The sequence below is a fragment of the Rhodobacter sp. SGA-6-6 genome (genome assembly GCF_011043545.1).
GTDB lineage: Bacteria > Pseudomonadota > Alphaproteobacteria > Rhodobacterales > Rhodobacteraceae > Pseudogemmobacter.
This window is the reverse complement of record NZ_JAAKGP010000002.1, coordinates 499,554-521,616: the sequence shown is the minus strand read 5'-3', so window position 1 is coordinate 521,616 and position 22,063 is coordinate 499,554. Positions and strand designations below refer to the sequence as shown.

20 protein-coding genes and 1 tRNA gene are annotated in these 22,063 nt (G+C 66.4%); 9 read left to right on the top strand and 12 right to left on the bottom strand.

Annotated elements, in window-relative coordinates; genetic code table 11:
* Positions 1-4: 4 nt before the first annotated feature.
* The 9 genes from G5B31_RS21495 to rpmH all read right to left on the bottom strand — a co-directional run bounded on the left by G5B31_RS21495 (position 5) and on the right by rpmH (position 7,621).
* On the bottom strand, positions 5-1,141 hold the full coding sequence (locus tag G5B31_RS21495) for an amino acid ABC transporter permease (protein WP_394352117.1): 1,137 nt from the start codon (positions 1,139-1,141) through the stop codon (positions 5-7).
* A gap of 661 nt (positions 1,142-1,802) precedes the next feature.
* Entirely contained in the window at positions 1,803-3,140 is a 1,338-nt protein-coding gene (locus G5B31_RS05875) for an amino acid ABC transporter permease (protein ID WP_165014479.1), read from the bottom strand.
* A 156-nt stretch (positions 3,141-3,296) separates the two neighbouring features.
* Positions 3,297-4,313: an amino acid ABC transporter substrate-binding protein gene (locus G5B31_RS05870; protein WP_165014477.1), complete on the bottom strand. Its 1,017-nt coding sequence runs from the start codon at positions 4,311-4,313 to the stop codon at positions 3,297-3,299.
* Between the two features lie 232 nt (positions 4,314-4,545).
* Positions 4,546-5,253 (bottom strand): ATP12 family chaperone protein, encoded by a 708-nt coding sequence (locus G5B31_RS05865; protein WP_165014475.1) that lies wholly within the window; start codon positions 5,251-5,253, stop codon positions 4,546-4,548.
* A gap of 7 nt (positions 5,254-5,260) precedes the next feature.
* Positions 5,261-6,307 (bottom strand): RluA family pseudouridine synthase, encoded by a 1,047-nt coding sequence (locus G5B31_RS05860; RefSeq protein WP_165014473.1) that lies wholly within the window; start codon positions 6,305-6,307, stop codon positions 5,261-5,263.
* Positions 6,304-6,687 carry a fluoride efflux transporter CrcB gene (gene crcB, locus G5B31_RS05855; RefSeq protein WP_165014471.1) on the bottom strand — a complete coding sequence of 128 codons (384 nt, stop codon included), beginning with the start codon at positions 6,685-6,687 and terminating at the stop codon, positions 6,304-6,306. The genes G5B31_RS05860 and crcB overlap by 4 nt, the downstream gene beginning before the upstream one ends.
* Before the next feature lie 88 nt (positions 6,688-6,775).
* Entirely contained in the window at positions 6,776-7,051 is a 276-nt protein-coding gene (gene yidD / locus G5B31_RS05850; protein WP_165014469.1) for a membrane protein insertion efficiency factor YidD, read from the bottom strand.
* Positions 7,048-7,455: a ribonuclease P protein component gene (rnpA, locus tag G5B31_RS05845; protein ID WP_165014467.1), complete on the bottom strand. Its 408-nt coding sequence runs from the start codon at positions 7,453-7,455 to the stop codon at positions 7,048-7,050. Before rnpA ends, yidD begins: the two co-directional genes overlap by 4 nt.
* A 31-nt stretch (positions 7,456-7,486) precedes the next feature.
* On the bottom strand, positions 7,487-7,621 hold the full coding sequence (gene rpmH, locus G5B31_RS05840; RefSeq protein ID WP_124086033.1) for a 50S ribosomal protein L34: 135 nt from the start codon (positions 7,619-7,621) through the stop codon (positions 7,487-7,489).
* Positions 7,622-7,882: 261 nt separating this feature from the next.
* On the opposite strand from rpmH, the gene G5B31_RS05835 reads away from it, so the two are divergent.
* A complete protein-coding gene (locus G5B31_RS05835) occupies positions 7,883-9,334 on the top strand; it encodes a HAMP domain-containing sensor histidine kinase (protein ID WP_165014465.1) in 1,452 nt (483 codons plus the stop codon).
* A gap of 118 nt (positions 9,335-9,452) precedes the next feature.
* Positions 9,453-9,529, top strand: a tRNA-Arg gene (locus G5B31_RS05830).
* Positions 9,530-9,719: 190 nt separating this feature from the next.
* On the opposite strand, the gene G5B31_RS05825 is transcribed toward G5B31_RS05830, so the two are convergent.
* The 3 genes from G5B31_RS05825 to G5B31_RS05815 form a co-directional block, all read right to left on the bottom strand.
* Positions 9,720-10,937: an ABC transporter substrate-binding protein gene (locus G5B31_RS05825; RefSeq protein WP_165014462.1), complete on the bottom strand. Its 1,218-nt coding sequence runs from the start codon at positions 10,935-10,937 to the stop codon at positions 9,720-9,722.
* Positions 10,938-11,006: 69 nt separating this feature from the next.
* On the bottom strand, positions 11,007-12,527 hold the full coding sequence (locus G5B31_RS05820) for a hybrid sensor histidine kinase/response regulator (RefSeq protein WP_165014460.1): 1,521 nt from the start codon (positions 12,525-12,527) through the stop codon (positions 11,007-11,009).
* Entirely contained in the window at positions 12,524-13,231 is a 708-nt protein-coding gene (locus G5B31_RS05815; protein ID WP_240904300.1) for a response regulator transcription factor, read from the bottom strand. Before G5B31_RS05815 ends, G5B31_RS05820 begins: the two co-directional genes overlap by 4 nt.
* Before the next feature lie 404 nt (positions 13,232-13,635).
* On the opposite strand from G5B31_RS05815, the gene G5B31_RS05810 reads away from it, so the two are divergent.
* From G5B31_RS05810 to G5B31_RS05780, 7 genes are read left to right on the top strand one after another with little or no spacing between them, the layout of a single operon-like run.
* Positions 13,636-14,958 (top strand): ABC transporter substrate-binding protein, encoded by a 1,323-nt coding sequence (locus G5B31_RS05810; RefSeq protein ID WP_240904298.1) that lies wholly within the window; start codon positions 13,636-13,638, stop codon positions 14,956-14,958.
* 15 nt (positions 14,959-14,973) lie between these two features.
* Entirely contained in the window at positions 14,974-15,702 is a 729-nt protein-coding gene (locus G5B31_RS05805; protein WP_165014458.1) for an ABC transporter ATP-binding protein, read from the top strand.
* 35 nt (positions 15,703-15,737) lie between these two features.
* Positions 15,738-16,445 (top strand): ABC transporter ATP-binding protein, encoded by a 708-nt coding sequence (locus G5B31_RS05800; RefSeq protein ID WP_165014456.1) that lies wholly within the window; start codon positions 15,738-15,740, stop codon positions 16,443-16,445.
* A gap of 42 nt (positions 16,446-16,487) precedes the next feature.
* A complete protein-coding gene (locus tag G5B31_RS05795) occupies positions 16,488-17,369 on the top strand; it encodes a branched-chain amino acid ABC transporter permease (RefSeq protein WP_165014454.1) in 882 nt (293 codons plus the stop codon).
* A complete protein-coding gene (locus G5B31_RS05790) occupies positions 17,366-19,018 on the top strand; it encodes a branched-chain amino acid ABC transporter permease (RefSeq protein ID WP_165014452.1) in 1,653 nt (550 codons plus the stop codon). Before G5B31_RS05795 ends, G5B31_RS05790 begins: the two co-directional genes overlap by 4 nt.
* Before the next feature lies 1 nt (position 19,019).
* A complete protein-coding gene (locus G5B31_RS05785; RefSeq protein ID WP_165014450.1) occupies positions 19,020-19,382 on the top strand; it encodes a hypothetical protein in 363 nt (120 codons plus the stop codon).
* 1 nt (position 19,383) lies between these two features.
* Positions 19,384-21,705, top strand: a complete 2,322-nt coding sequence (locus G5B31_RS05780; protein ID WP_165014448.1) for a LamG domain-containing protein — start codon at positions 19,384-19,386, stop codon at positions 21,703-21,705.
* Positions 21,706-22,063 lie beyond the last annotated feature (358 nt).

Sequence of the window (22,063 nt, the reverse complement as noted above, 5' to 3'; positions counted from 1 at the left end):
CTCCTTAACGGTGGTCGGTCTTCAGCTTGCGTTCCAGATACATCGAGTATCGGGACATGCCGAAGCAGATGAGGAAGAAGATGACGCCGACGAAGATATAGGGCTCCCAGTAGATGCCCTTCCAGTTGATATCGGCGCGGACGATCTGCGTCACCCCGCGCAGCGGGTCGAGAAGGCCGACGAAGGAGACCAGGGTGGTATCCTTGAACAGGCCGATGAAGGTGCCGACGATGCCGGGGATCGAGATCTTCAGCGCCTGCGGCATGATGATCAGCCGCTGCGCCTGCCAGTAGTCGAGGCCGAGCGCATCGGCCGCCTCATACTGGCCGCGGGGCAGGGCGGCGAGGCCGCCGCGGATGACCTCGGCCAGATAGGCTGCCGAGAACAGCGAGGCCAGGATGATCACCCGCAGGATCAGGTCGAAGTTGGTGCCCGGCGGCAGGAAATAGGCCAGGAGCAGCGAGGCGGTGAACAGCAGCGTGATCAGCGGCACGCCGCGGATGAACTCGATGAAGCCGACCGAGAGCGTCTTCACCAGGAACATGTCCGACCGCCGGCCGAGCGCCAGGATGATGCCCAGGGGCAACGAGGCGGCGATGGCGGTGACGCCGATCACGATGGCCAGCACGAAGCCGCCGAACTGGTCGGAGTTGATCCGCGGCAGGCCCAGGGGCACGGCCGAGCCCAGATGGCCGGTCAGCCAGGGGTGGACGATCAGCGCATAGGCGCCGATCGCCAGCAGGCCGCCGAAGATGCCGATCCCGGCGGCGCGGCTGCGGGCGGCGCTGAAGGTGCCGAGGGCGGCGAGGACCGCGCCGAGGCCGAGGGTGGAGGCCAGCGGGAAATCCGCCAGCATCCCGAGGTTCAGGTTCAGCACTCCGCTGACGGCGCGCATGACGGCGACCATGGCCCAGACCGCGACCGAGATGGTCCAGATCACCGCCGAGACCACGGCCCCCAGCGTCTTGGCGACGATGCCGCCGCCCGAGCCGAGGCCGGGGTAGAAGCTGGAACTCGCGGAGAGCTTGGTCAGGAAGTCGGAACTGACCGCATCCAGGTAATGCACCAGCGCCGCGGCGACGAAGGCCGCGCCGATGGCGGCGACGATGGCATAGGCCAGGTTGCCGGCGCCGTCGCGCAGCCTGCCGTAGAGGAAGCCGAAGCCGACCCCCGCCGCCACGGCAAGGATGGCCGAGAGATAGGTCCAGACCTGACCGCCCCACAGCAGGAACAGCGCGGCGAAGGGATAGGCCAGCGTCACCCAGATCAGGTGCCTCGGCCGGGTCCGGGCCAGCAGGAACAGCCCGGCCATGATCGCCGCCGACACCGCCACCGCCAGGATCGGCGAGGACAGGAGCAGCATGGAGACCACCGCCAGCACCCCGGCAATGCCGGTCAGGATCGCGCCCTTGCGGTCGTTCCAGTAGAGGATCGGCGCCAGCGCCGCCAGCAGCAGCCCGGCGGTCAGCACCGGGCGCCAGTATTGATCCATCGGGTAGAAGCCGAAGATATACTGGTGCCAGCGCGCCTTGATCACCGCCCAGCAGGCGCCGCTCTCGGCCCCCATCTCGGCCACCTTCGCCCGGCATTCGGCCAGGCTGGAGGCGTTCCAGACGCTGTGCCACCACCAGGGGAAGGCCATCCAGACCAGCCAGACCACCACGATGGCGCCGAGGAAGGTCAGGATCGTGTTCAGCGGCCCCGAGAACAGGTTCTCGCGCAGCCATTTCACCGCCCCCATCTCCCGCAGCGGCGGGTCTTGCGGGGGCAGCATCTCGGACCGGACGAAGCTGTCGTGCATCTCAGCGCTCCTTCAGCTTCACGGCGTTGTTGTAGAGGTTCATCGCGCCCGAGATGATCAGGCTGATGATCAGGTAGGTCAGCATCATCAAGAGCATGCACTCCAGTTCGCGCCCGGTCTGGTTCAGGGTGATGCCCCCGAGCGTGCCGCGCAGGTCGAGGTAGGAAACCGCGATGCCCAGCGAGGTGTTCTTGGTCAGGTTCAGGTATTGGCTGATCAGCGGCGGGATGATCACCCGCAGCGCCTGCGGCAGGATGATCAGGCTCATGGTGCGGCCGGGGCGCAGGCCCAGGGCGAAGGCCGCCTCGGTCTGCCCGCGCGAGATGGCGAGGATGCCGGCGCGGACGATCTCGGCGATGAAGGCGCCGGTATAGAGCGACAGTGCGATCAGCAGCGCGGTGAAGCTGTGCTGCACCAGGATGCCGCCCTGGAAGTTGAAGCCCTTGGACACGCCGTTCTCGTCGGCGGCGAAGGCGGGCAGCTGCAGGTGGAAGCCCATGGCCAGCAGCAGAAGCACGATGGGGCCGAACAGGATCAGCAGCGATTTCCACCACGTCACCGGGCGGATGCCGGTCTCCTCCTGCACCGCCCTGGCGCGGCGCAGCAGCAGCTTGTTCGCCAGCACCGAGGCGACGATGACGGCGATGGTCGCCAGCACCGAGAAGTTGACCGGGACCGAGCCGATGGTGGTGCCGCCCAGCGGACGGTCCAGCACCGGGGTGGCGACATAGCTGCCGCGGTTGGTCACCGCGGCGGTGCCGAACAGAATCTTCGAGGCGGCGGGGTAGATGTCGTCGGAGGTGTCCTCCGTGGCCCAACTGTCCACCATCGCCTGCGTCACCTTGAACTCGTTCGGGGCGGGCTGGGTTTCCGAGGTCACCACGAAGACCAGGATGATCCACAGAAGCAGCGGCACGTTGCGGAAGGCCTCGACATAGATCGTCATCAGCCGGCTGACCAGCCAGTTGCGCGACAGCCGCAGCACGCCGGCAAGGACGCCGATGATGGTGGCCAGCACGCAGCCGAAGATGGCGATGACCAGGGTGTTCAGCAGGCCGACGATGACGGCGCGGCCGTGGGTGCTGTCGTTGGTGTAGGGGATCAGCTGCTGCTCGATGTCATAGCCGGCGCGGACCCAGAGGAAGCCGAAGTTGATGTCCTTGTCCTTGGCGGCGAGGTTCTGGATGGTGTTGTCCACCAGCCAGCCCACCAGCAGCAGGAACAGGATCAGCACCACCACCTGGATGGTGATCGCGCGGAAGCGCGTGTCGTAGACAAGCATGGAAAGGCGGAAGCCTTCCTTCGCCGCCCCCGAGGGCGTGCTCGTGGCCAAGGTCATGCGTTACCCCCTGTGTCCCGTCATGTGTCCGGCTTCCTTGCCGGTTATGCCGCGGGCATCCGCCGCGCGATGATCGGGTCTTGTTCACCGGAAAAGGCCTGCCGGGCAGGCCGGAAGCGAAGGGGCGCGGCCATGGCTGGCCGCGCCCCCGGTCGATCAGCGGAACGGCGCCGCGTATTGCAGGCCGCCCTGGGTCCAGAGCGCGTTCAGCCCGCGCGCCAGCCCGATCGGAGTGGAGGAGCCGATGTTGGCCTCGAAGATCTCGCCATAGTTGCCGCCGGCGGCGATGGCGCGCTTGAAGGCATCGGCGTCAAGCCCGGCCATCGGGCCCATGTCGCCTTCCAGGCCCATGAGGCGGCGGATCTCCGGGTCGGTGGTCGAGGAGGCGACCTCTTCGATATTGGCCTTGGTGATGCCCTTCTCCTCGGCGATCAAGAGCGCGTTGAAGGTCCAGCGGACGATGTCGCCCCACTGGTTGTCGCCATGGCGCACCGCCGGCCCGAGCGGTTCCTTCGAGATGATCTCGGGCAGGATGATGTGGTTCTCGCCATCCGCCATGGTGGCGCGGGCGGCGGCCAGGCCCGAGGCGTCGGTGGTGTAGGTGTCGCAGGCCCCGGCCAGATACTGGCGCTGGGCTTCCGAATCGTCCTGCACGGTAACGGGGGTGTAGCTGATGTTGTTGAACTTGAAGAAGTCCGCCAGGTTCAGCTCGGTCGTGGTGCCGGTCTGGATGCAGACGGTGGCGCCGTCCAGTTCCTTGGCCGAGGAGACGCCGAGGTCCTTCTTCACCAGGAAGCCCTGGCCGTCATAGTAGTTGATCGCCACGAAATCGAGCTTCAGGTCCACGTCGCGCGAATAGGTCATGGTCGAGTTGCGGATCAGCACGTCCACCTCGCCCGAGGCCAGCGCGGTGAAGCGGGTCTCGCCGGTGGTGGGAACGAACTTCACCTTCTGCGGATCGCCCACGACCGCCGCGGCGACGGCCCGGCACAGATCCACGTCGAAGCCCTTCCACTCGCCGCTCGCATCGGGCGCGCCGAAGCCGGTCAGGCCGACGTTGACGCCGCAGATCAGCTCGCCGCGGGCCTTCACATCGTCCAGCGTGGCGGCGAAGGCGGCGCCGGCCAGAACGGTCGATGCGGCCAGCGCGCCGAGAAATGCCGATTTCTTCATTGTTACCTCTTCCTGAGTTGCCGCCTTCGGGGCGGTGGTTCTTGGACCCGGCCCGAGGGCAGGGGCATGATGCTGTTGGAGGTGAGCCTCTCCCAGTGCCGCGCAGTTTCGGCGAAAGCGCTTTGGATGGTCAAGGGACTTCCGCGGCTTCGGGAAAATCTTCTGTTTCCGCAGGGTTGCTCGGCAAGGGATCACTTGTCCCGGCGCCGGGCGCGGGAAAAGCCGTGGAATGTTACCGACACAATCCGAAGAATCGGTCCGCCTGGAGAAAGGCATCGCGGCGGATCGCCTCGGCGGCGGCCTCCTCTTCGTCCTCGCCCCATTGCTCGGCCTGCCAGCGGCTGTCGACGCGCGAGGCGGCGAAGGCCTGTTCCGCGGTCAGCCGGCCTTCCGTTACGGCAAGCGCAAGGACCAGCGAGCCGGAGATGGCGACCAGGTCGTGCAGCCCGGCCAGGCCGAAGTCCGACAGGCCGGCGACATGGCCGGTCAGCCGGGCCAGGCTGGCCTCGGGCTGCGCCACCGGCATCACGCCATGGGTCAGCACCAGCGGTGCGTGCAGATGGGTGGCGGCCCAGTCGACCAGCGGGTCCCAGGCGGCGGCCTGCCGGTCGATCAGCGGCTGCGGTCCCTCGGCCCGGTAGCAGACCAGGTCGCTGCCGCCATAGCCCGCGAGTTCGGCGATCACCTCGGCCCTCAGCGGGGCCACCTTATCGATGGCGGAATTGGCGGCGCGGGTCAGCGGCATGGTGGCGGGCCGCACCGCGCCTTCCTGCGCGTTCCATTCGGCTGCCATGGCCTCGGCCAGCGCCCGCGTCGGCAGCAGCAGCGCCGCCTTGGCCGGGGTCTTCACCGGGCGCCCGTCCAGCCGGACGGTGAAGCCGCCCTCCACCGCCTCGGCCTTGGCCTCTTTCCAGAACCGCTTCGCCGTCCAGCCGCTCATCCGTTGCTCACTTGAACACCGTGAAGGGGTCGGCCGGCACGTCGTCTTCCTTCCAGTCCAGCGCCGCCCAGGTTCGCGCCATATGCTCGGGCAGGGGGGCGGTGAAGGTGACGACCTCCCTGGTGATCGGATGCTCGAAGCTGATCGAGCGGGCGTGCAGGTGCAGCTTCTTCGAGATGTCGCCGCCGACCGAGGCGCCCCAGCCGTCGCCCGGGTTGAAGGCGTCCGAGCCGCCGTATTTGCCGTCGCCGATGATCGGGTGGCCGATCTCGGCCATATGGGCGCGCAACTGGTGGGTGCGCCCCGTCACCGGCTCCAGCGCCATCCAGGACAGGCGGGAGCCGAGGAACCAGAGCGTGAAGAAATCGGTCTGCGCCCGCTTGGCCTCGGGGTGCTCCTTGGCCTTGGCGGGGTGGACGCAGAGCATCTTCTCGCCCTCGCCGCCCCGGCCGCGGCCGGGCGCCTTTTCCAGGTAGAACTTGATCGAGCCCTTCTTCGGGTTGGGCACGCCCGCCACCACCGCCCAGTAGATCTTGCGCGCCGCACGGTGGCGCAGCGTTTCCGACAGCGCCCGGGCGATGCGGTCGGTGCGGGCCAGCAGCAGGATGCCCGAAGTGTCCTTGTCCAGCCGGTGCACCAGCTTCGGCCGGTCCTTGTAGCCGAATTTCAGCGCCTCGGTCAGCCCGTCGACATGGCGGTCGCCCTGGCCCGAGCCGCCCTGCGAGGGCAGGCCGGCGGGCTTGTTCAGCACGATGATATGCTCGTCCTTCCACAGGACCGCATCCTGGATCATCTTCGCATCCGCGGCGCCGATCCCGTCGGGCTTCGGCCGGCTCGGCGCCTCGGTCTCCGGCAGCGGCGGCACGCGGATCACCATGCCGGGGGCGACCCGGTCCGAGGCCTTCACCCGGCCGCCGTCCACCCGCACTTGCCCGGTGCGGCACATCTTCTCCACGGCTCCTTGCGTCACCTGCGGGAAGCGGCGCTTCATCCAGCGGTCCAGCCGCTGTTCGCCCTCGTCCGCCGAGACGGTCAGCAGCTTCACCCCGCTCATGCGAAGGCCCCCCGGAAGATGTGCAGCGCCAGCGCGATGGCGGCCAGCGAAAGGACGACCGAAGCCGCGACATAGGCCAGGGCGAGGCCATGCGCCCCGCGGTCCCACAGCGTCATGCTGTCCAGCGAGAAGGCCGAGAAGGTGGTGAAGCCGCCGAGGATGCCGGTCATCAGGAAGGGGGCGAGCCGGGTGCCCCCCTTCTCGGCCAGCACCACGACCAGGAGGCCCATGACGAAGGAGCCGAGGACATTGACGATCAGCGTGGCCCAGGGAAAGCCGGTGCCGAAGGCCCGCCCGGCCGAGACGTTGACGCCATAGCGCAGCGCCGAGCCGATGGCGCCGCCGAGCGCGACCTGGAGCAGATGGGACAGGCTGAACATGGGCTGGCCTATGCGGCGGGGCGGGCGGAAAGTCAACGGTTGCGGGGCGACGGCTCCTCGTCGCATTCCATGCGCTCGTCGCTGGGGATCAGCGAGGAGGCGCCGAAGGCCCCGACGCGCGGCCGGCGTCATGCTCCGGGTCCGCCCCCGGCACCGGGTCGTAGCCGTGGCCGCCCCAGGGGTGGCAGCGGCAGATCCGATGCGCGGTCAGGTATCCGCCCTTCACCCCGCCATGCCGCTCCAGCGCCTCCAACGCATAGGCCGAGCAGGTGGGCTGAAAGCGGCAGCCATGGCCGACCCAAGGCGAAAGCAGCAGCCGGTAGGCCTGCACCGGCAGCGCCAGCAGATGGGCGAGCGGGGTCATCTGGGCGGCTCGTGCACGGCGCGCAGCGCGGCTTCCAGATCGCGCAGCATCTCGGCGAAGGGGCGGGCGACGGTGGCCCCGGGGCGGGCGACCAGCACATAATCCCAGCCCGGGCGGCCCTGCGGGCCGATCACCGCCCGCGCCGCTTCGCGCAGGCGGCGCTTGGCGCGGTTGCGGGTGACGGAATTGCCGGTCTTCTTCGAGGCGGTGAAGCCCACCTGCACCTTCGGGTCGCCGTCGCGGCGGTCGCGCGCCTGCAACAGGAAGGAGGCGGTGCCCTGGCGGCGGGCGGCGGCGGCCTTCAGGAACTCGGGCCGCGTCTTCATCACGCAAAACGAAACCGCCGGGGGCGCGGCGGGCGCTTCGGCATCCTGCCTTGCGTCCTGTGCCTCCGGCGGTGTCATGCTGTCTCCTTGCCCCCGAAGGGGATCGGGATCAGGCCGACAGGACCTTGCGGCCCTTGGCGCGGCGCGCGGCCAGCACCAGACGGCCGCCCTTGGTGGCCATGCGGGCGCGGAAGCCGTGACGGCGGCTGCGGACCAGCTTCGAGGGTTGGTAGGTGCGCTTCATCGCGGCTCTCCATCAGATCGGGTGCCCGAACCATGCAGATTCGAGGGCGGTAACTTGAAGCCCGCCTGATAGGGGCGTTTCGCGCCCAAGTCAACGCGGCTTGCGTGGGCCTTCTGCAACAGTCGCCCGGCTTTGCGCAAGGGCCGGGCGGCAAGGGGAACCCGCACCCCGCGGGGACGTCTTTAGTCCTTCTGCGGCGTGCAGGCATTTGATATTCCTGCGCGCAGCCGCGGCGCCCGGCAGGGGCAGGCCGGTTTCGGAATGGTGGGGCGGGTGACAGGGGAAGAACAGCACGCAGGAACGGAAGCCCGGCGCTGGCGCTTCTTCAGGACGCTCTCCGGGCGTTTCCTGCTGCTGACCGTCGCCTTCGTCATCCTGGCCGAGGTGCTGGTCTTCCTGCCCTCGATCGCCCGCTACCGCTACGACCTCTTGGCCGAGCGGCTGAAGATGGCGCAGATCGCCGCGCTGACCCAGCTGGCCGCCGACGACATGGTCAGCCCGGCGCTGGAGGCGGAACTGCTGGCCAATGCCGGGGTGTTCAACGTCGTCCTGCGCCGCGACGAGGTGCGGCAGCTGGTGCTGTCCTCGCCGGTCCCCGGCCCCATCGCCGGCAGCTACGACCTGCGCACCGCCACCAGCTGGGAGCTGATCCGCGATGCGCTGGCGGTGCTGGCCGACCGCGAGGTGCAGGTGATCCGCGTCATCGGCAACCCGGTGCAGGAGGGCGGCCAGCTGATCGAGATCACCATGGACACGCGGGTCCTGCGCGCGCAGCTGATGGACTACGGCCTGCGCATCCTCGCGCTCTCGGCGCTGTTCTCGGCGGTGACGGCGGTGCTGCTGTTCATCGCCGTGCAGCGGCTGCTGGTGCTGCCGATCCGCCGGGTGGTGCGACACATGCAGGTCTGGGCCGAGGCGCCCGAGGACGCCCGCCGGGTGATCGCCCCCTCCGCCGAGGTGATGGAACTGCGCGAGGCCGAGGAGGCGATGGCGCGGATGCAGACCCAGCTGACCGGCGCCTTGAAGCAGAAGGAACGGCTGGCCCAGCTGGGCGGCGCGGTGGCAAAGATCAGCCACGACCTGCGCAACATCCTGACCACCGCGCAGCTCTTCGCCGACCGGCTGGAGGGCAGCGCCGATCCGGCGGTGGCGCGTTCGGCGCCGAAGCTGATCGCCTCGATCAGCCGGGCGGTTTCCTTGTGCGAATCGACCCTGGCCTTCGGCAAGGCCGAGGAGGCGCCGCCCTCCTTGCGCCGTTTCGCGCTGGCCCCGCTGGTGGGCGAGGTGGCCGAGGGCGAGGGGCTGGCCGACGCCGGCCCCGTCACCTGCCTGATCGACGTGCCACCGGGCATGGTGCTGCGGGCGGACCCCGAGCAGCTGCACCGGGTGCTGTCCAACCTGATCCGCAACGCCCGCCAGGCCATCGAGGCCACCGGCCAGCCCGGCACCATCGAGGTCTCGGCCGGCGAGGACGAGGCCGACTGGTGGATCCGCGTCGGCGACACCGGCCCCGGCCTGCCGCCCAAGGCGCGCGAACACCTGTTCGCCGCCTTCCAGGGCGGGGCGCGCAAGGGCGGCACCGGCCTCGGCCTCGCCATCGCCGACGAGCTGGTCCGCGGCCACGGCGGCCGGCTGGAGCTGCTGCGCAGCGACGCCGAGGGCAGCGAGTTCCTGATCCGCCTGCCGAAGGCCGAAGGCCCGGGCGAGGGGTAAGGCCGTCCGTCGCCCGGCGGATTTTCCGGAAATTCCGCGGCGGAGCAGAAGGAAGCCCCGTCCTCGCGTTTTCTCCCTTGCCAAGCCGCCCGGGCAGGGCTACATGGCCCCCCACGACGGACCCGTAGCTCAGCTGGATAGAGCACCAGACTACGAATCTGGGGGTCGGGCGTTCGAATCGCTCCGGGTCCGCCAATCTTTTCAATATCTTGGCTGCTATCCCAAAGACTCGGTTAGACCGAGTTGGATCGGGGTTTGGGTCAAGGCTGTTTCTCCGAAACACGCTGACCCTGTGGCGCGGTGACGCTTCCAGACAAAAACGCGCCGCCTCTCCAGGACAAGTCCGGGAAGCTTCCGTTGGGGCCAGGCCCGGAAAGATTCCGTCTCAGGAGGACGTCGCCAGCCAGGGCGGCAGTTCGAAGGTGGAATCGGCGAAGGGCTCGGGCGCGATCAGCGCGGGGGCATCCTCAGGGTCGTGCAACTGATAGAACAAATGCGGCAGGCCCATCGAGGGGTCGCTGGTGGCATCGGGATAGGGGACGGCTGCCTGCCATTTCGGATGATAGCGGATCATCCCCGCCACGCTGCGATAAGGGAGCTGAAGCAGAGCTGCCGCGATCCGGCGGTTGGCCGCGAAATCGCCAGGATCGCCCACGCCTCCTGCCACCGCCGCGGCGATGGCGTAGTGATGCAGCGCGACATAGGGCTGGCAGCCGATCTCGGGGGTGGAATGCGGGCCGAACTGCGCCTTGTAGGCCTCGGTAAAGCGACGTCCGGGCTCGTCTCGCAACAGGCCGATCATCGTGCCTACGATGGTGCCGCGGCCCTGCGCGCCAACGATCTCGGAAAACGACTTATGCAGCGCACCGTATTGCAGGTAGAGCAGCACCGGCAGCGGCCGGCGCATGAATTCCAGATGGAATTTTGCCAGATCCCCGGCGTGGAAATGGGTGAAGGCCAGCACCGCCGGATCGTGGACACGCACTTCGTCGAGAAGTGCACACCAGTCAGTCTTGAGGCTGCGCATGATTCGTGGCGGAAAGGCCGGGGTCCAGCCGAACTGTTGCGCACAGGCGTCCATCGCATTGGCGATGACGATGCTGTAGGGTTTCGGTCCCGAGATCACCGCGATGCGGCGGTTCCTCGGCTTCCAGCGCCCGGTGTCGCGCAGCCAGGAAATGAATTTGATGAAGCCCTGACCATACCAGTATTCCGCCGGATCGCCCATGAAACAGCCGAAATAGCGCTCGGGGTCGCTGGCCACCGTGTCGTGATGCTGCAACAGCGTGTTGTGGTGGATGTAGATGATCCCGGCATCGGCGATCGGCTCGTATTCCGAATTCTGCGGCCCGATGTTGTAGCCGTTGATAATCGCGCTGACGCCATGGGTGGCGATCAGGCCGCGCGCTGCGCGCACCACCACTTCGGCGGTCTGGCTGCCGGTATCGACGAAGACCGGCTCGACCCGCCGGCCGATGATGCCGCCGCGGGCGTTGATCTCGTCCGCGGCCATGATCAGCCCGTTGCGGAATTCGCGGCCGTCGCTGGCCGAGGTTCCGGTCAGGGGAACCATGCTGCCTATGCGGATCGGATCAGTGCGCATCGTCTTGCCTCCCCGGCTTTTATGATTTTTGCGATGTGCGGCCGCCGGGTCGTTGCCCGGCGGCTTTGGTCAGTTCAGTTCGGGAACGGCCTCCGGCTCGAAGAGAAGGTTGTGCATCATCACCCGCAGCCCCGGCGGACCGACCGGCTTGATCAGCACCGGATAGCCCTGGGCGCGGATGCCGGCGATCAGCTCGGGCCCGGTGTCGGCAGTGATCACCAGTGCCGGACAGGGCTTTTCCAATAGGTCGTTGACCTCGTTCACCACCTCGGTGCCGAGATATTCACGGTTCAGCCGGTAGTCGGTGACGATGATGTCGGGCGCGCGTTCCAGCGCGGCGAGGCTGGCGGGAATGTCGCCGAGGTCGGCCAGGTTCAGCACCGCGATCCCCCAGCGTTCCAACAGCGCCGCCAGCGCTGCGCGGACATGAGGGTCGTCCTCCAGCAACAGGCAGGCGAGGCCGGAAAACTCGCCGCCGATCTGTTCGCTGATCTCGGGTTCGCCGATGGTGCTGTGCCAGATGTTGCCCACCGGCATCTCGATGGCGAAATCCGAGCCCCTGCCCGGATGGCTGCGCAAGAGGATACGATGTCCGAGAATCTCGGCCAGCCGGCGCGAGATGTTGAGCCCCAAGCCCAGGCTATGGCGGCGCTTGTCCTGGTGTTTCGAGATGCGGAAGAATTCCTCGAAGATTTCTTCGCGGAACTCGGGCGCGATGCCGGGGCCGGTGTCGATGACATGGACCTGCAGTTGCCCGCCAGCCTGCTTGCAGCCGATGACCACCCGGCCGACCTCGGTGTAGCGGATGGCATTGCTGACGAAATTGGAAAGGATGCGCTCCAGCAGCACCCGATCGCTGATCACCGCCGCGGTCGAGGGGATGATGCGCAGCTCCAGCCCCTTCTCGCGGGCCTGGTGATCGAACTGGATGCGCAGGCGTTCGAGGATGGCCGAGATCTGGAAGGTCTGGATCGAGGGGCGGATGCGGCCCGCATCGAGTTGCCCGATGTTCAGCAGCGCGCCGAGCAAATCCTCCATGATCGCAACCGAGACTTCCATCGCGTGCAGCGCCTGCTGGCGTTCGGTCTCGTCCTGGGCGCCGATGCAGCTGTAGATCAGGATCTTCAACGCCGCGAGCGGCTGGCGCAGGTCGTGGTTTGCCGCCCGCAGGAAGCGCGACTTGCTCTGGTCGGCGGCGGTGGCAGCATCGCGCGCCTTGCGCAGCGCCCGCTCGTTGCGCTGCGCAGTCGTTATGTCGAGACAGATTGCGGTCCAAGCGCCATCTGGCGCTTGCCAGCTTTCCAGCCGGTAGATGCTGCCGTCCGAGAAATAAAGCGTGGGCGCCCCCGCCGCTTCCTTCTCTCCATCGGATTGGGTTTCGATTTGCACCAGCAATCCGGCGCGTTCCACCGCGTCGATGAACTGGCCCCGGGTGATGCCGGAGGGAAGGCCGGCGGGAAAGCAGTTGAACCGTTCGGCGAAGGCGGGGTTCCAGGACAGAAGCCGCAGATCTGGCGACCAGTAGGAGACCGGAAGCCGAAGGTTTTCCAGCGCCGCGGCGGCATGGTGCGCGGACGCGGGGGCGCTCATGCCCGGTCGCGCATCTGGGCAAGCGCCTCGCCGTTCTCGACGGCATAGCGGATCGCAGCCTCGCGGGTGCGCAGGTCCAGCTTCCGCATCGCGTTGCCAAGATGGACCCGCACCGTCTGGCGGCTGATGTCGAGCCGTTCGGCGGTGTCCTGGATCGAACATCCCCGGCCCAGGAGGACGAGGATCTCGCTCTCGCGGCGACTGAGGCCCGCGCGGGCGACGTCGGTGGCGGACGGTGCCGCGGGAGCGGGCTGCTGTTCGCTCCAGCTGCGGGCGATCAGGTCGCGGGGGAAGGCGACCTCGCCTGCCAGCACCCTTTGCAGGGCGTGCTGGATCTCCTCGGGCCCCGAGGACTTCGGAATATAGCCGATCACCCCGTGCTGGATCGCGCGCAGGACATAGTTCGGATCCTCATGCACCGAGACGATGACGATCGGGATCGAGGGGTAGTTGCTGCGGATCAGCCGCAGCCCTTCCATCTCGGTGAAGCCCGGCATCACCAGATCGATCAGCAGAAGCCCCACGTCCGGGTTATCCTGCAGGACCGCCAGCGCCTCGTTGAAGCCGCCCGCCTCTTCGATCCGCAGATTGCTGTCCAGCCCCTGCGCCACCTGCTTGAGCGATTCCCGCACCACCCAGTGGTCGTCGGCGATCAGAATCGTCAGCGGCGAGCGGAGGTCAGGAGCGCGATCCATCATGCTCATCTTGCAGGACATCCTTCATCTGCCCGGCACCTCCGTCCGGGCGCCATCCTGAGGGCTATCTAGTTGTCTCTGGCAGGATTTGCAACGCTGGCAACCAGATGAAGGGATAGAGCATTCCCTGATCAGTGCGCCGGTCGCGCAAGAGGATTTTGCATAGATTATGTCTAGACGCTTTCGGGAAAGGAATGCCCGCCAAGCATAGCTTTCGCCCGTATTCTCGCGCAGTTCGGTCATATCCGGCCTCCCCATTGTGCCTGTATCGCCGTTCTTGCCGGCGCACATGCTGAAATTTTCCGTTGACATAGGTTGCATCCTAATCATACGTCTAGATGAAATGATAATTATTGATGTGTAAAGCATCAAATCGAAGGGTCTAGTGCCCGACCAGCAAGGAGAGGTGAAAGATGAAGACGCCCCTGTTCCGCACCGCCCCCGGCGGGCTGCGGATGACCCGCCGCACCGCCGTGAAACTCTCGCTGGGCGCTGCGGCCTCCGGTCTCGCCACCCCGGCCCTGTCGCAGGGCACCAGCGACAAGATCCTGATCGGGGTTCCGGCCTCGCTCTCCACCCCCTACGGCGTGGCGGACGACACCGACCATATCAACGGCACCATGCTGGCGGTCGAGGAGATCAACGCCGCGGGCGGCGTGCTCGGTCGCGAGATCGAGATCTTCGTCGCCGACGTGGACAAGCTGTCGCCGGAAAGCGCGCGCCAGTCGATCGCGGCCTGTATCGACCGCAAGGTCCATGCGATCTCGAACTCGTTCATCTTCGCGCCGATCCCGGCGATGGACGAATCCGCGAAATACAAATGCCCCTATGTCCAGGGCAACACGCAGCGCGCCGCCACCGACGCCTATCGCGAGAACCCCGAGAAATATTCCCACGTCTTCCAGACCGACCCGTCCGAGGTGAACTACGGCTGGACCTATCCGCTGTGGCTGAAGAAGATGGAGGAAACCGGGGTCTGGAAGCCGAAGAACCGCAAGATCCATATAGTGGCCGAGCAGGTCGCCTATTGCCAGACCATCCTCAAGGCCGCGCGTGAGGCGATCCCGAACTACGATTTCGAGCTGGCCGAAGTGACCGACATCCAGTTCCCGGTCAACGACTGGAGCCCGGTGATCCGCCGCCTGAAAGAGGTGGATGCCGCGGCGATCATGATCGACCACTGGGTCGCGGCGGAATATGCCGCCTTCTGCAAGCAGTTCGCCGCCGATCCGGTGCCGGATTCCCTGGTCTATCTGCAATACGGTCCGTCGCAGCCCGAGTTCCTGGAGTTGGGCGGCCGCGCGACCGAGGGCTTCTGCTGGAGCACCGTCCTCGGCGTCTACGGCGACGAGACCGGGCAGGCCTTCCGGCACAAATACCTGGAACGCTACCCGGAATACGTGGGCAACATGGGCCTCGTCTACACCGGCAACGGCTATGACATCGTGCAGTATCTGCGCCTCGTCTGGGAGGCAACCGGCAATCCCGAGGATTTCGCCGCCAACTGCGCCTGGATCCGCGCCAATCCCTACCGCGGCGTCTGCGGCATGATGAACATGAACAACGAACGCCAGGAAGGGCTGCACTACCCCGACAACGGTTTCGACAACCAGGCGGCAAAGCTGGAAGAGGGCATGGCGCAGCTTTTCGTCCAGGTGCAGGACGGCGAACACAAGATCGTCTGGCCGAACGAGATCGCGGAATCCACGCTGCGGCCCGCGCCGTGGTGGAGCTGAGGGGCGTCCGGTCAGATGACAGCATGGGATGAACAGATCCTGTTCTCCTGCAGGAACCTCTCGCTTGATCTGGGCGGGCGGGAGGTCCTGTCGGACATCAGCTTCGACCTGCGCCCCGGCGAGGTTCTGGGCATCATCGGCCCGAACGGCGCCGGCAAGACCAGCCTGCTGGAGATGCTCTCGGGCCGCTACATGCCCAAGACCGGCTCGATCCGCTATCAGGGGAAGGATGTCACCCGTCTTCCGCTGTTCGAGCGGGCGCGGCTGGGGATCGGGCGGACCTATCAGACGCCGCTGGTGCCCGAGCAACTGACGGTGGGCGAGAGCTTCAAGGCGGCGCGGCAGGCCTATCGTCCCTATCTGACGCGGTTCGATGCCGAATACGGCGCGCAACTGGTGAATTTCACCACGCCGCACAGCACGCCGACCGCGCTGCTGAAGACCTTCGAGCGGCGCAAGCTGCTGCTCTCGTGTCTCTTGATGCGCGAGCCGAAGGTGCTGCTGATGGACGAGCCGGCGGCGGGGCTGATCAATGCCGAGATCGACGAGATCGACCAGATCCTGCGGATGCTCTCGAAAGAGATGAACGTGGCGGTGCTGATCGTCGAGCATCGGATCGAGCTGCTGGAATCCATCGCCGACCGGGTGATCGTGATGGATGCGGGCGTGGTGATCGCGCAGGGCGAGCTGGCCGAGATCATCGACAGCCCTGCCGTGCGCGAAGCCTATTTCGAAAACCACTGACCGGCCGCCTTCGCGCAGCCATTCCAGGGGAAACCATGTCAGAGATACTGAAAGTAGAGGGCCTTTCGGCCGGCTACGGGCCTTTGCGTGTCCTTCACGACCTCGATCTGGTGATCAATGCCGGGGAAAGGGTGGGGATCGTCGGGCTGAACGGGCACGGCAAGACCACGCTCTTCTATGCCATCGCCGGGCTGACCGGCTGGCAGCGTGGGTCCATCGAACTGGCGGGAAAGCAGATCGGCCGCACCCGCAGCCAGGGACCGGGCCGTTACACCCATCAGATCGTGCGCCAAGGGCTGGCGATCATGCCGCAGGGCGACGAGATCTTCAACGGCCTGACGGTCGAGGAGCATCTCGACAGCGGCGCCTTCACCCCCGAGGCCTGGCGGACCCGCAAGGAACGCAAGGAACGCGTTCTCGACATCTTCCAGCCGCTCAGGAAGCTGATGAAGACCCCGGTCGGGCGCCTGTCCGGCGGCGAGCGGCGGATGGTCTCGATCGGGCGCGGGCTGATGACCGACGCGCGGCTCTACCTCGCCGACGAGCCTTCCCTGGGCCTTGCGCCCAAGATCGGCAGCGCGGTGATGGATGCGCTTTTGCAGATCGACCTCAAGGGCAGCGCCATGTTCATCGCCGAGCAGAACGTGGCCCTGCTGGAGGGGCGCGTCGACCGCATCATCGGGATGCATGCGGGCAAGCTGAAGGGCGAAGCTTCGGCGGCCTCGCGCCTTGGAGAGCGCTGACATGGCGCCGTTTCACGTCAACACAGAAGGGAGGGATCCGCGGTGGATATCTTTTTCGTCCTGACCAATGCGATCACCGTGGCCTGCATCTACGGGCTCATCGCCATCGCGGTCTCGATCACCTGGTCCAGCCTCGGGCTCATCAACCTGGCCTATGGCTTCGTCTTCACCTTCGCGGGCTACGGCGCCTGGCTGGTGGCGCAGCACATCAACGACCATCCCGCGCTGATCGCTGCTGCGGGGATAGCCATGGGGGCGGCGGCTGGGGTTCTGGTCTGCCTCGTGGTGTTCATCCCCTTGCATGACAAGCCGAACTTCACCACCCGCGGCATGATCGCCACGCTGGCGATCAGCCTGATCGGCAGCCAGTCGTTCCTGATGTTCTTCGGCCCGCGGCCGAAGTCGCTGCCGGAACTCTTCGGTTTCTGGACGCTGGACCTGTTCGGCGTGCGGCTCACCTCGGACAAGATCGGCATCGTGGTCTGTTCGGCCCTGATGCTGTTTCTGGTGGTGCGCTGGATGCGCGGCAGCCGCCGGGGACTGGAGATCCGGGCGATGATGATGAACCCGCACGCGGCATCTATCGTCGGCATCGGCATCCGCAGCACCGGGATCTACGTCATGGCGGTGACGGGGGCCATGGGCGGCCTCGCCTCGGTGCTTCTGTCGCAGACCTATTACATCGCGCCGTTCAACGGGCTGACGCCCTTGATCAAGGGCGTCTCCATCGCGCTTTGCGGCGGGCTGGGGTCGGTCCAGGGCGCGGTGATCGCCGCGATCCTGCTGGGTCTGGTCGAGGCGCTGACCAACGAATTCCTCGGCGGGCAATACGTGCTGATGACGCAGTTCCTTTTCATCATCGCCGTGCTGGTCGTCCGGCCGCGCGGGATCTCGGGGCTTCTCGACAAGGCGCGCGAACAATGACCACGCAGAAATCCGACTACACCTGGATCAACCCGCTGGCCGCCTGGGGCACCGCGACCGGCAACCAGAGCGCGCCTTCGGTCGAGGTTCCCGACATCCGCGAGAACTGGGACAAGGCCACCGGCTACAAGGTGCCGACCTACAAGGTCGGCCGGCTGAAGCACTATATCATCTGGCCCAACCACGGCGAAAAGCTGTGGACCCGCTGGCGCTGGTGGCCCACCCGGCGCAACATGCTGCACGTCACCGGGATCTACAACCGCAAGACCGCCATCGCCGAGAAGAAGATCCTCGACCGCCGGCCGGTCTACTGGCTGCTCTGCATGGCCTTCCTCGCCATCGCGCCGCTGCTGTTCCCGTCGAACATGCAGAACACGCTGCTGACCGCGGGCACGATCTTCGGCATCTTCGCCGCGATCAACGTCTGCTGGACGCTGATCATCGGCACCGCCAGCATCTTCTCGCTGGCGAGTTACGCGGTGGTGGGGACGGCCGGTTTCCTGACCTCGTGGCTGTCGATCACTTACGGCGTGCCCTGGTATGTGCTGCCGGTGATCGGATCGGTTGTCGGGCTGGTATTCGGCCTTGCCATCGCGCTTCCGGCGCTGCGGCTGGACGGCTTCTATTATGCGCTGCTGACGCTCGGGCTGAACGAGCTGTGCCGGGTGTTCTTCACTACCTCGCGCGAGTTCGGCTCGGCCTCGGGCGGACTTTACGGCGCCGACAGTTTCATCAGCGAAGCCTGGGATCCGATGGTGCAATCGCATGTCGGCTATTACACCTCGCTTCTCTTGCTGCTGGCCGCGCTGTCCCTGTTCCGGCTGATCAACGGCAAGAGGCTGGGCCGCATCTTGCGCATGGCCCCGGAAAAGCGCGAGGCCTTCGCCGCCGCCTGCGGGGTGGACTACAAACGCGCGCGGATCGTGATCTTCCTGATCACCTCGGTCGCGCTCGGCTTCATCGGCGGCTTCTATGCCGCGCAATACCGCGGCGTGGCCTTCTCGATCTTCAGCTTCGACACGGTGCTTCTGGGCCTCGCCATGCTGGCCATCGGCGGCATCGGCAAGGCCGAGGGCGCGGTGTTGGGCACACTGGTGGTGGTGTTCCTCGACAAGGTGCTGCTCGACTGGGGGCCGATGCGGCACTTCATGATCGGCGCGCTGATGCTGGCCGCCGTCCTGTTCCTCAACAACGGCTATTTCGGGATCAAACGCCAGTTCAACGCCTGGCGCGAGAAGAAGCGCGGCGAATGGCGCTCGGCCCGGACCGAGAAGGGCGGCGAAGCCCTGCCCGAGGAAGCGACCGAGATCGACGACAAGGATCAGCTCTACTTCCGCCGCTTCGACAAGATCCAGCGCGATTACCTCAAGACGCTGATCACCCCCGAGATCATCGAGGAACACCGTCGCCAGCCGCTCGGCCAGCACAGCGAGGCGCTGGAACGGGTGCTGCTCTACTTCCGCCGCACCAAGATGGAGGACAAATATGCGCTCCACCGCGCCGGACCCGAAGGCCCTTACAAGATTATCGCCTTTTCGGGACAGCGCGGCGTCTCGCCCCGCCTGGTGGATGACCGCGAATACGCAACGGTGGACGAGGGCTATCACGCCGTCTTCATGCGCCGCGTCCATGACCTGATGGAATCCTGAGATGAGCGAAGCAGACACCACCTCCGTCGCCGATGCCGACCTGCATGTGCGGGCGAATTTCGACAAGATCACCCGCAGCTACCTGCTGTCGGTGCTGAGCGACGCGCTGATCGAGGAACACCGCAGAAAGCCCGAGGGCCATCACAGCGAGCCGCTGACGCGCCTGTTGAACTGGTGCCAGACCCGCCCGCTGCACGAGCAGTATGCCGTGCTGCAAGAGGCGGGCGGGTGCTACCGCGTGGTGCGGCTGTCGGGCAAGCCGAGGGTGCCGCCCGCCCGGGTGGGCAGCGAAAGCTACGCCAGCCTGCGCGAGGCGCGCCATGCGGTGTTTCTGAACCACATCAAAGACTTGACAGGGAAGTAAGATGGCTCAGCAGAAAATCTTCGGTTACGCCAACCGGATTTCGGTGAAACAGGGCGAGGAGATCACCTTCCACGTCAACTGCGACGGCGCATCCGAGGCGCAGGCGCAGCTGGTCCGGCTGATCCATGGCGATGCGCATGAGGCCGGCCCCGGCTTTCAGGAGGAGGAGGTCGCCCATCCGTTGAACGGCGCCTGGCAGGTGAAGAAGCAGTTCACCCAGCTGGGCAGCTTCCTTCAGGTCGAGGATTCCGACAACCGGCTGGCGGTCGAGGGGCCGTTCACGCTGTTCTGCCACATCTGGCCCACCATCCCGAAGAAGGGCGCGCGCCAGACCCTGCTGGGGCGGTGGGACACCAGGAACAACACCGGCTTCGCTCTGGGGATCAATCCCGAGGGATATCTGGAATTCTGGGTCGGCGATGGCAAGGAGGTGGATTACGTCACCGCCGAGCTGCCGCTGGTGGCCCGGATGTGGTATTTCGTCGGCGCCTCCTTCGATCCGGCCACCGGAAAGGCGACGCTTTATCAGGAGGGGGTGGCGAACCGCTACAACTCGCTTCTGGGCAAGGTGGTGCCGCATGACTATGCCAGCCACGTCCGCCAGACCTTCCGCTTCCGCCACAAGAACGTGGCTTCGGTGCCGTTCCTGATCGCCGGCGCGCGCGATCACCATCTTCTGCGCGGAGATTTCGTCAACGACCTTTACGCCGGCAAGATCGACCGCCCGGCGATCTGCGACCGGGTGCTCGACCGCACCGAGCTCGACGCCTGCAAGACCGGGGCGAAGCCGAAGGCGGCGGCGATCCTGGCCTATTGGGACACGACTGCGGGCTACAGCGACCGCGGCGTTGGCCAGACCGTGTTCGACGCCGGGCCGCATGGGTTGCACGCCGAGGGGGTGAACCATCCGGTGCGCGCGATGACCGGCTTCAACTGGAACGGGCGCGATGATTGCTTCCGCCTTGCGCCCGACCAATACGGTGGCATCGAATTCCACCCCGATGCGGTGACCGACTGCCGCTGGGACGAGACTGCCCGCATCACCATCCCGTCCGACCTGCAAAGCGGCATCTACGCGATGCGGCTGCGCATCGGCCCGGGCACCGGCATCACCGAGGAATATATCGTCTTCATCGTGCGCCCGGCGAAGCCCTCGGCTAAGCTCTGCTATCTGATCCCCACCGCCAGTTACCTGGCCTATGGCAACGAGAGCCTCAGCTTCGACGCCCATATCATCCAGCCGATGACCGGCCAGCCGCCAGTGGTGACCGAGCTCGACATCGAGACCTACGAGCACCGCGAATACGGGCTGTCCACCTACGACCATTTCGAGGACGGCGCCGGGGTTTGCTTCAGCTCCTACCTGCGGCCGGTGATCAACATGCGGCCGAAATACCGGATGTCGAGCATGAACATCACCTGGCAGTTCCCGGCGGATCTGTCGATCTCGGCCTGGATCCGGCATCAGGGCTACGACTGCGATTTCATCACCGACGAGGATCTGGACCGCGAGGGGCTGGACGCGATCAGGCCCTACAACTGCGTGATCACCGGCACCCACCCGGAATATGTCTCGGAACGGATGCTGGACGCGCAGGAGGATTTCGTCGCCGGCGGCGGACGGCTGATCTACATGGGCGGCAACGGCTATTACTGGGTCGTCGGCTTCGCCCGCGACAACCCCGCCTGCATGGAGGTGCGGAAACTCGACTCGGGGATGCGGGCCTGGGCCGCGAAGCCGGGCGAGCATTACCTGCAAACCACCGGCGAGAAGAGCGGCCTCTGGCGCAACCGCGGCCGCGCGCCGCAGAAGCTGACCGGGGTGGGCTTCATCGGCGAAGGGTTCGAGACCGCCTCGCCCTATCGCAAGATGCCCGACGCCTGGCACCGCACCGCGTCCTGGATCACCGAAGGGATCGAGGGCGAGATCATCGGCGATCAGGGCCTCGCCTATGGCGCCGCCGGGGGGATCGAGCTGGACCGCTACGATCTGAGCCTCGGCACGCCGCCGCATACGAAGATCATCGCGGCGACCGGGGGCCATTCCGACAATTACGTTCTGGTGACCGAGGAATTGCTCTACGCCTATGCCGGGCTGGTCGGTTCGCTCGATTACCGGATCCGGGGCGACATGACCTATTTCACCGCGCCGAACGACGGGGCGGTGTTCTGCACCGGCTCCATCGGTTACGGCCAGGCGCTGCCCGCCAACGGCTTCGACAACAGCGCAGCGAAAGTGCTGGCCAATGTGGTCGAGGCCTTCGTCAAGGACGGCCCGCTGCCCGGCACCAGATGGACGCTGGAAGAGAAGCAGTGGCGCTGACGCCAGTTGTCCGATTCCGCTTCAGGAGAAGTCGGCGGTGGCCACAAACCGCCGCCGAGCAGTGTCAAGCGGAGCCGACGGAGCCTGACACCAAGGCTGCGGCCGGATGCCCCAGCATGACCGCGAGATGGACTGCCGCAACGATGTCTTCAGCCGGATCGACCCCGGACTACGCGCGAAGGGCATCGCGCCGGTTGCTGCGGGACGGCCCCTTTGGAAGAGTGGATAGCAGGCAGCTGGGTTTGACCCAGACTGGGAAACCGGGGGGCGCGTTCGGGTCCGCCATGGAATTCAGGGGTTGGCCAAAAGGCCAGCCCCTTCTTCCTTTCCGCCCGCCGGCATGTGAAAACGGAGCCGT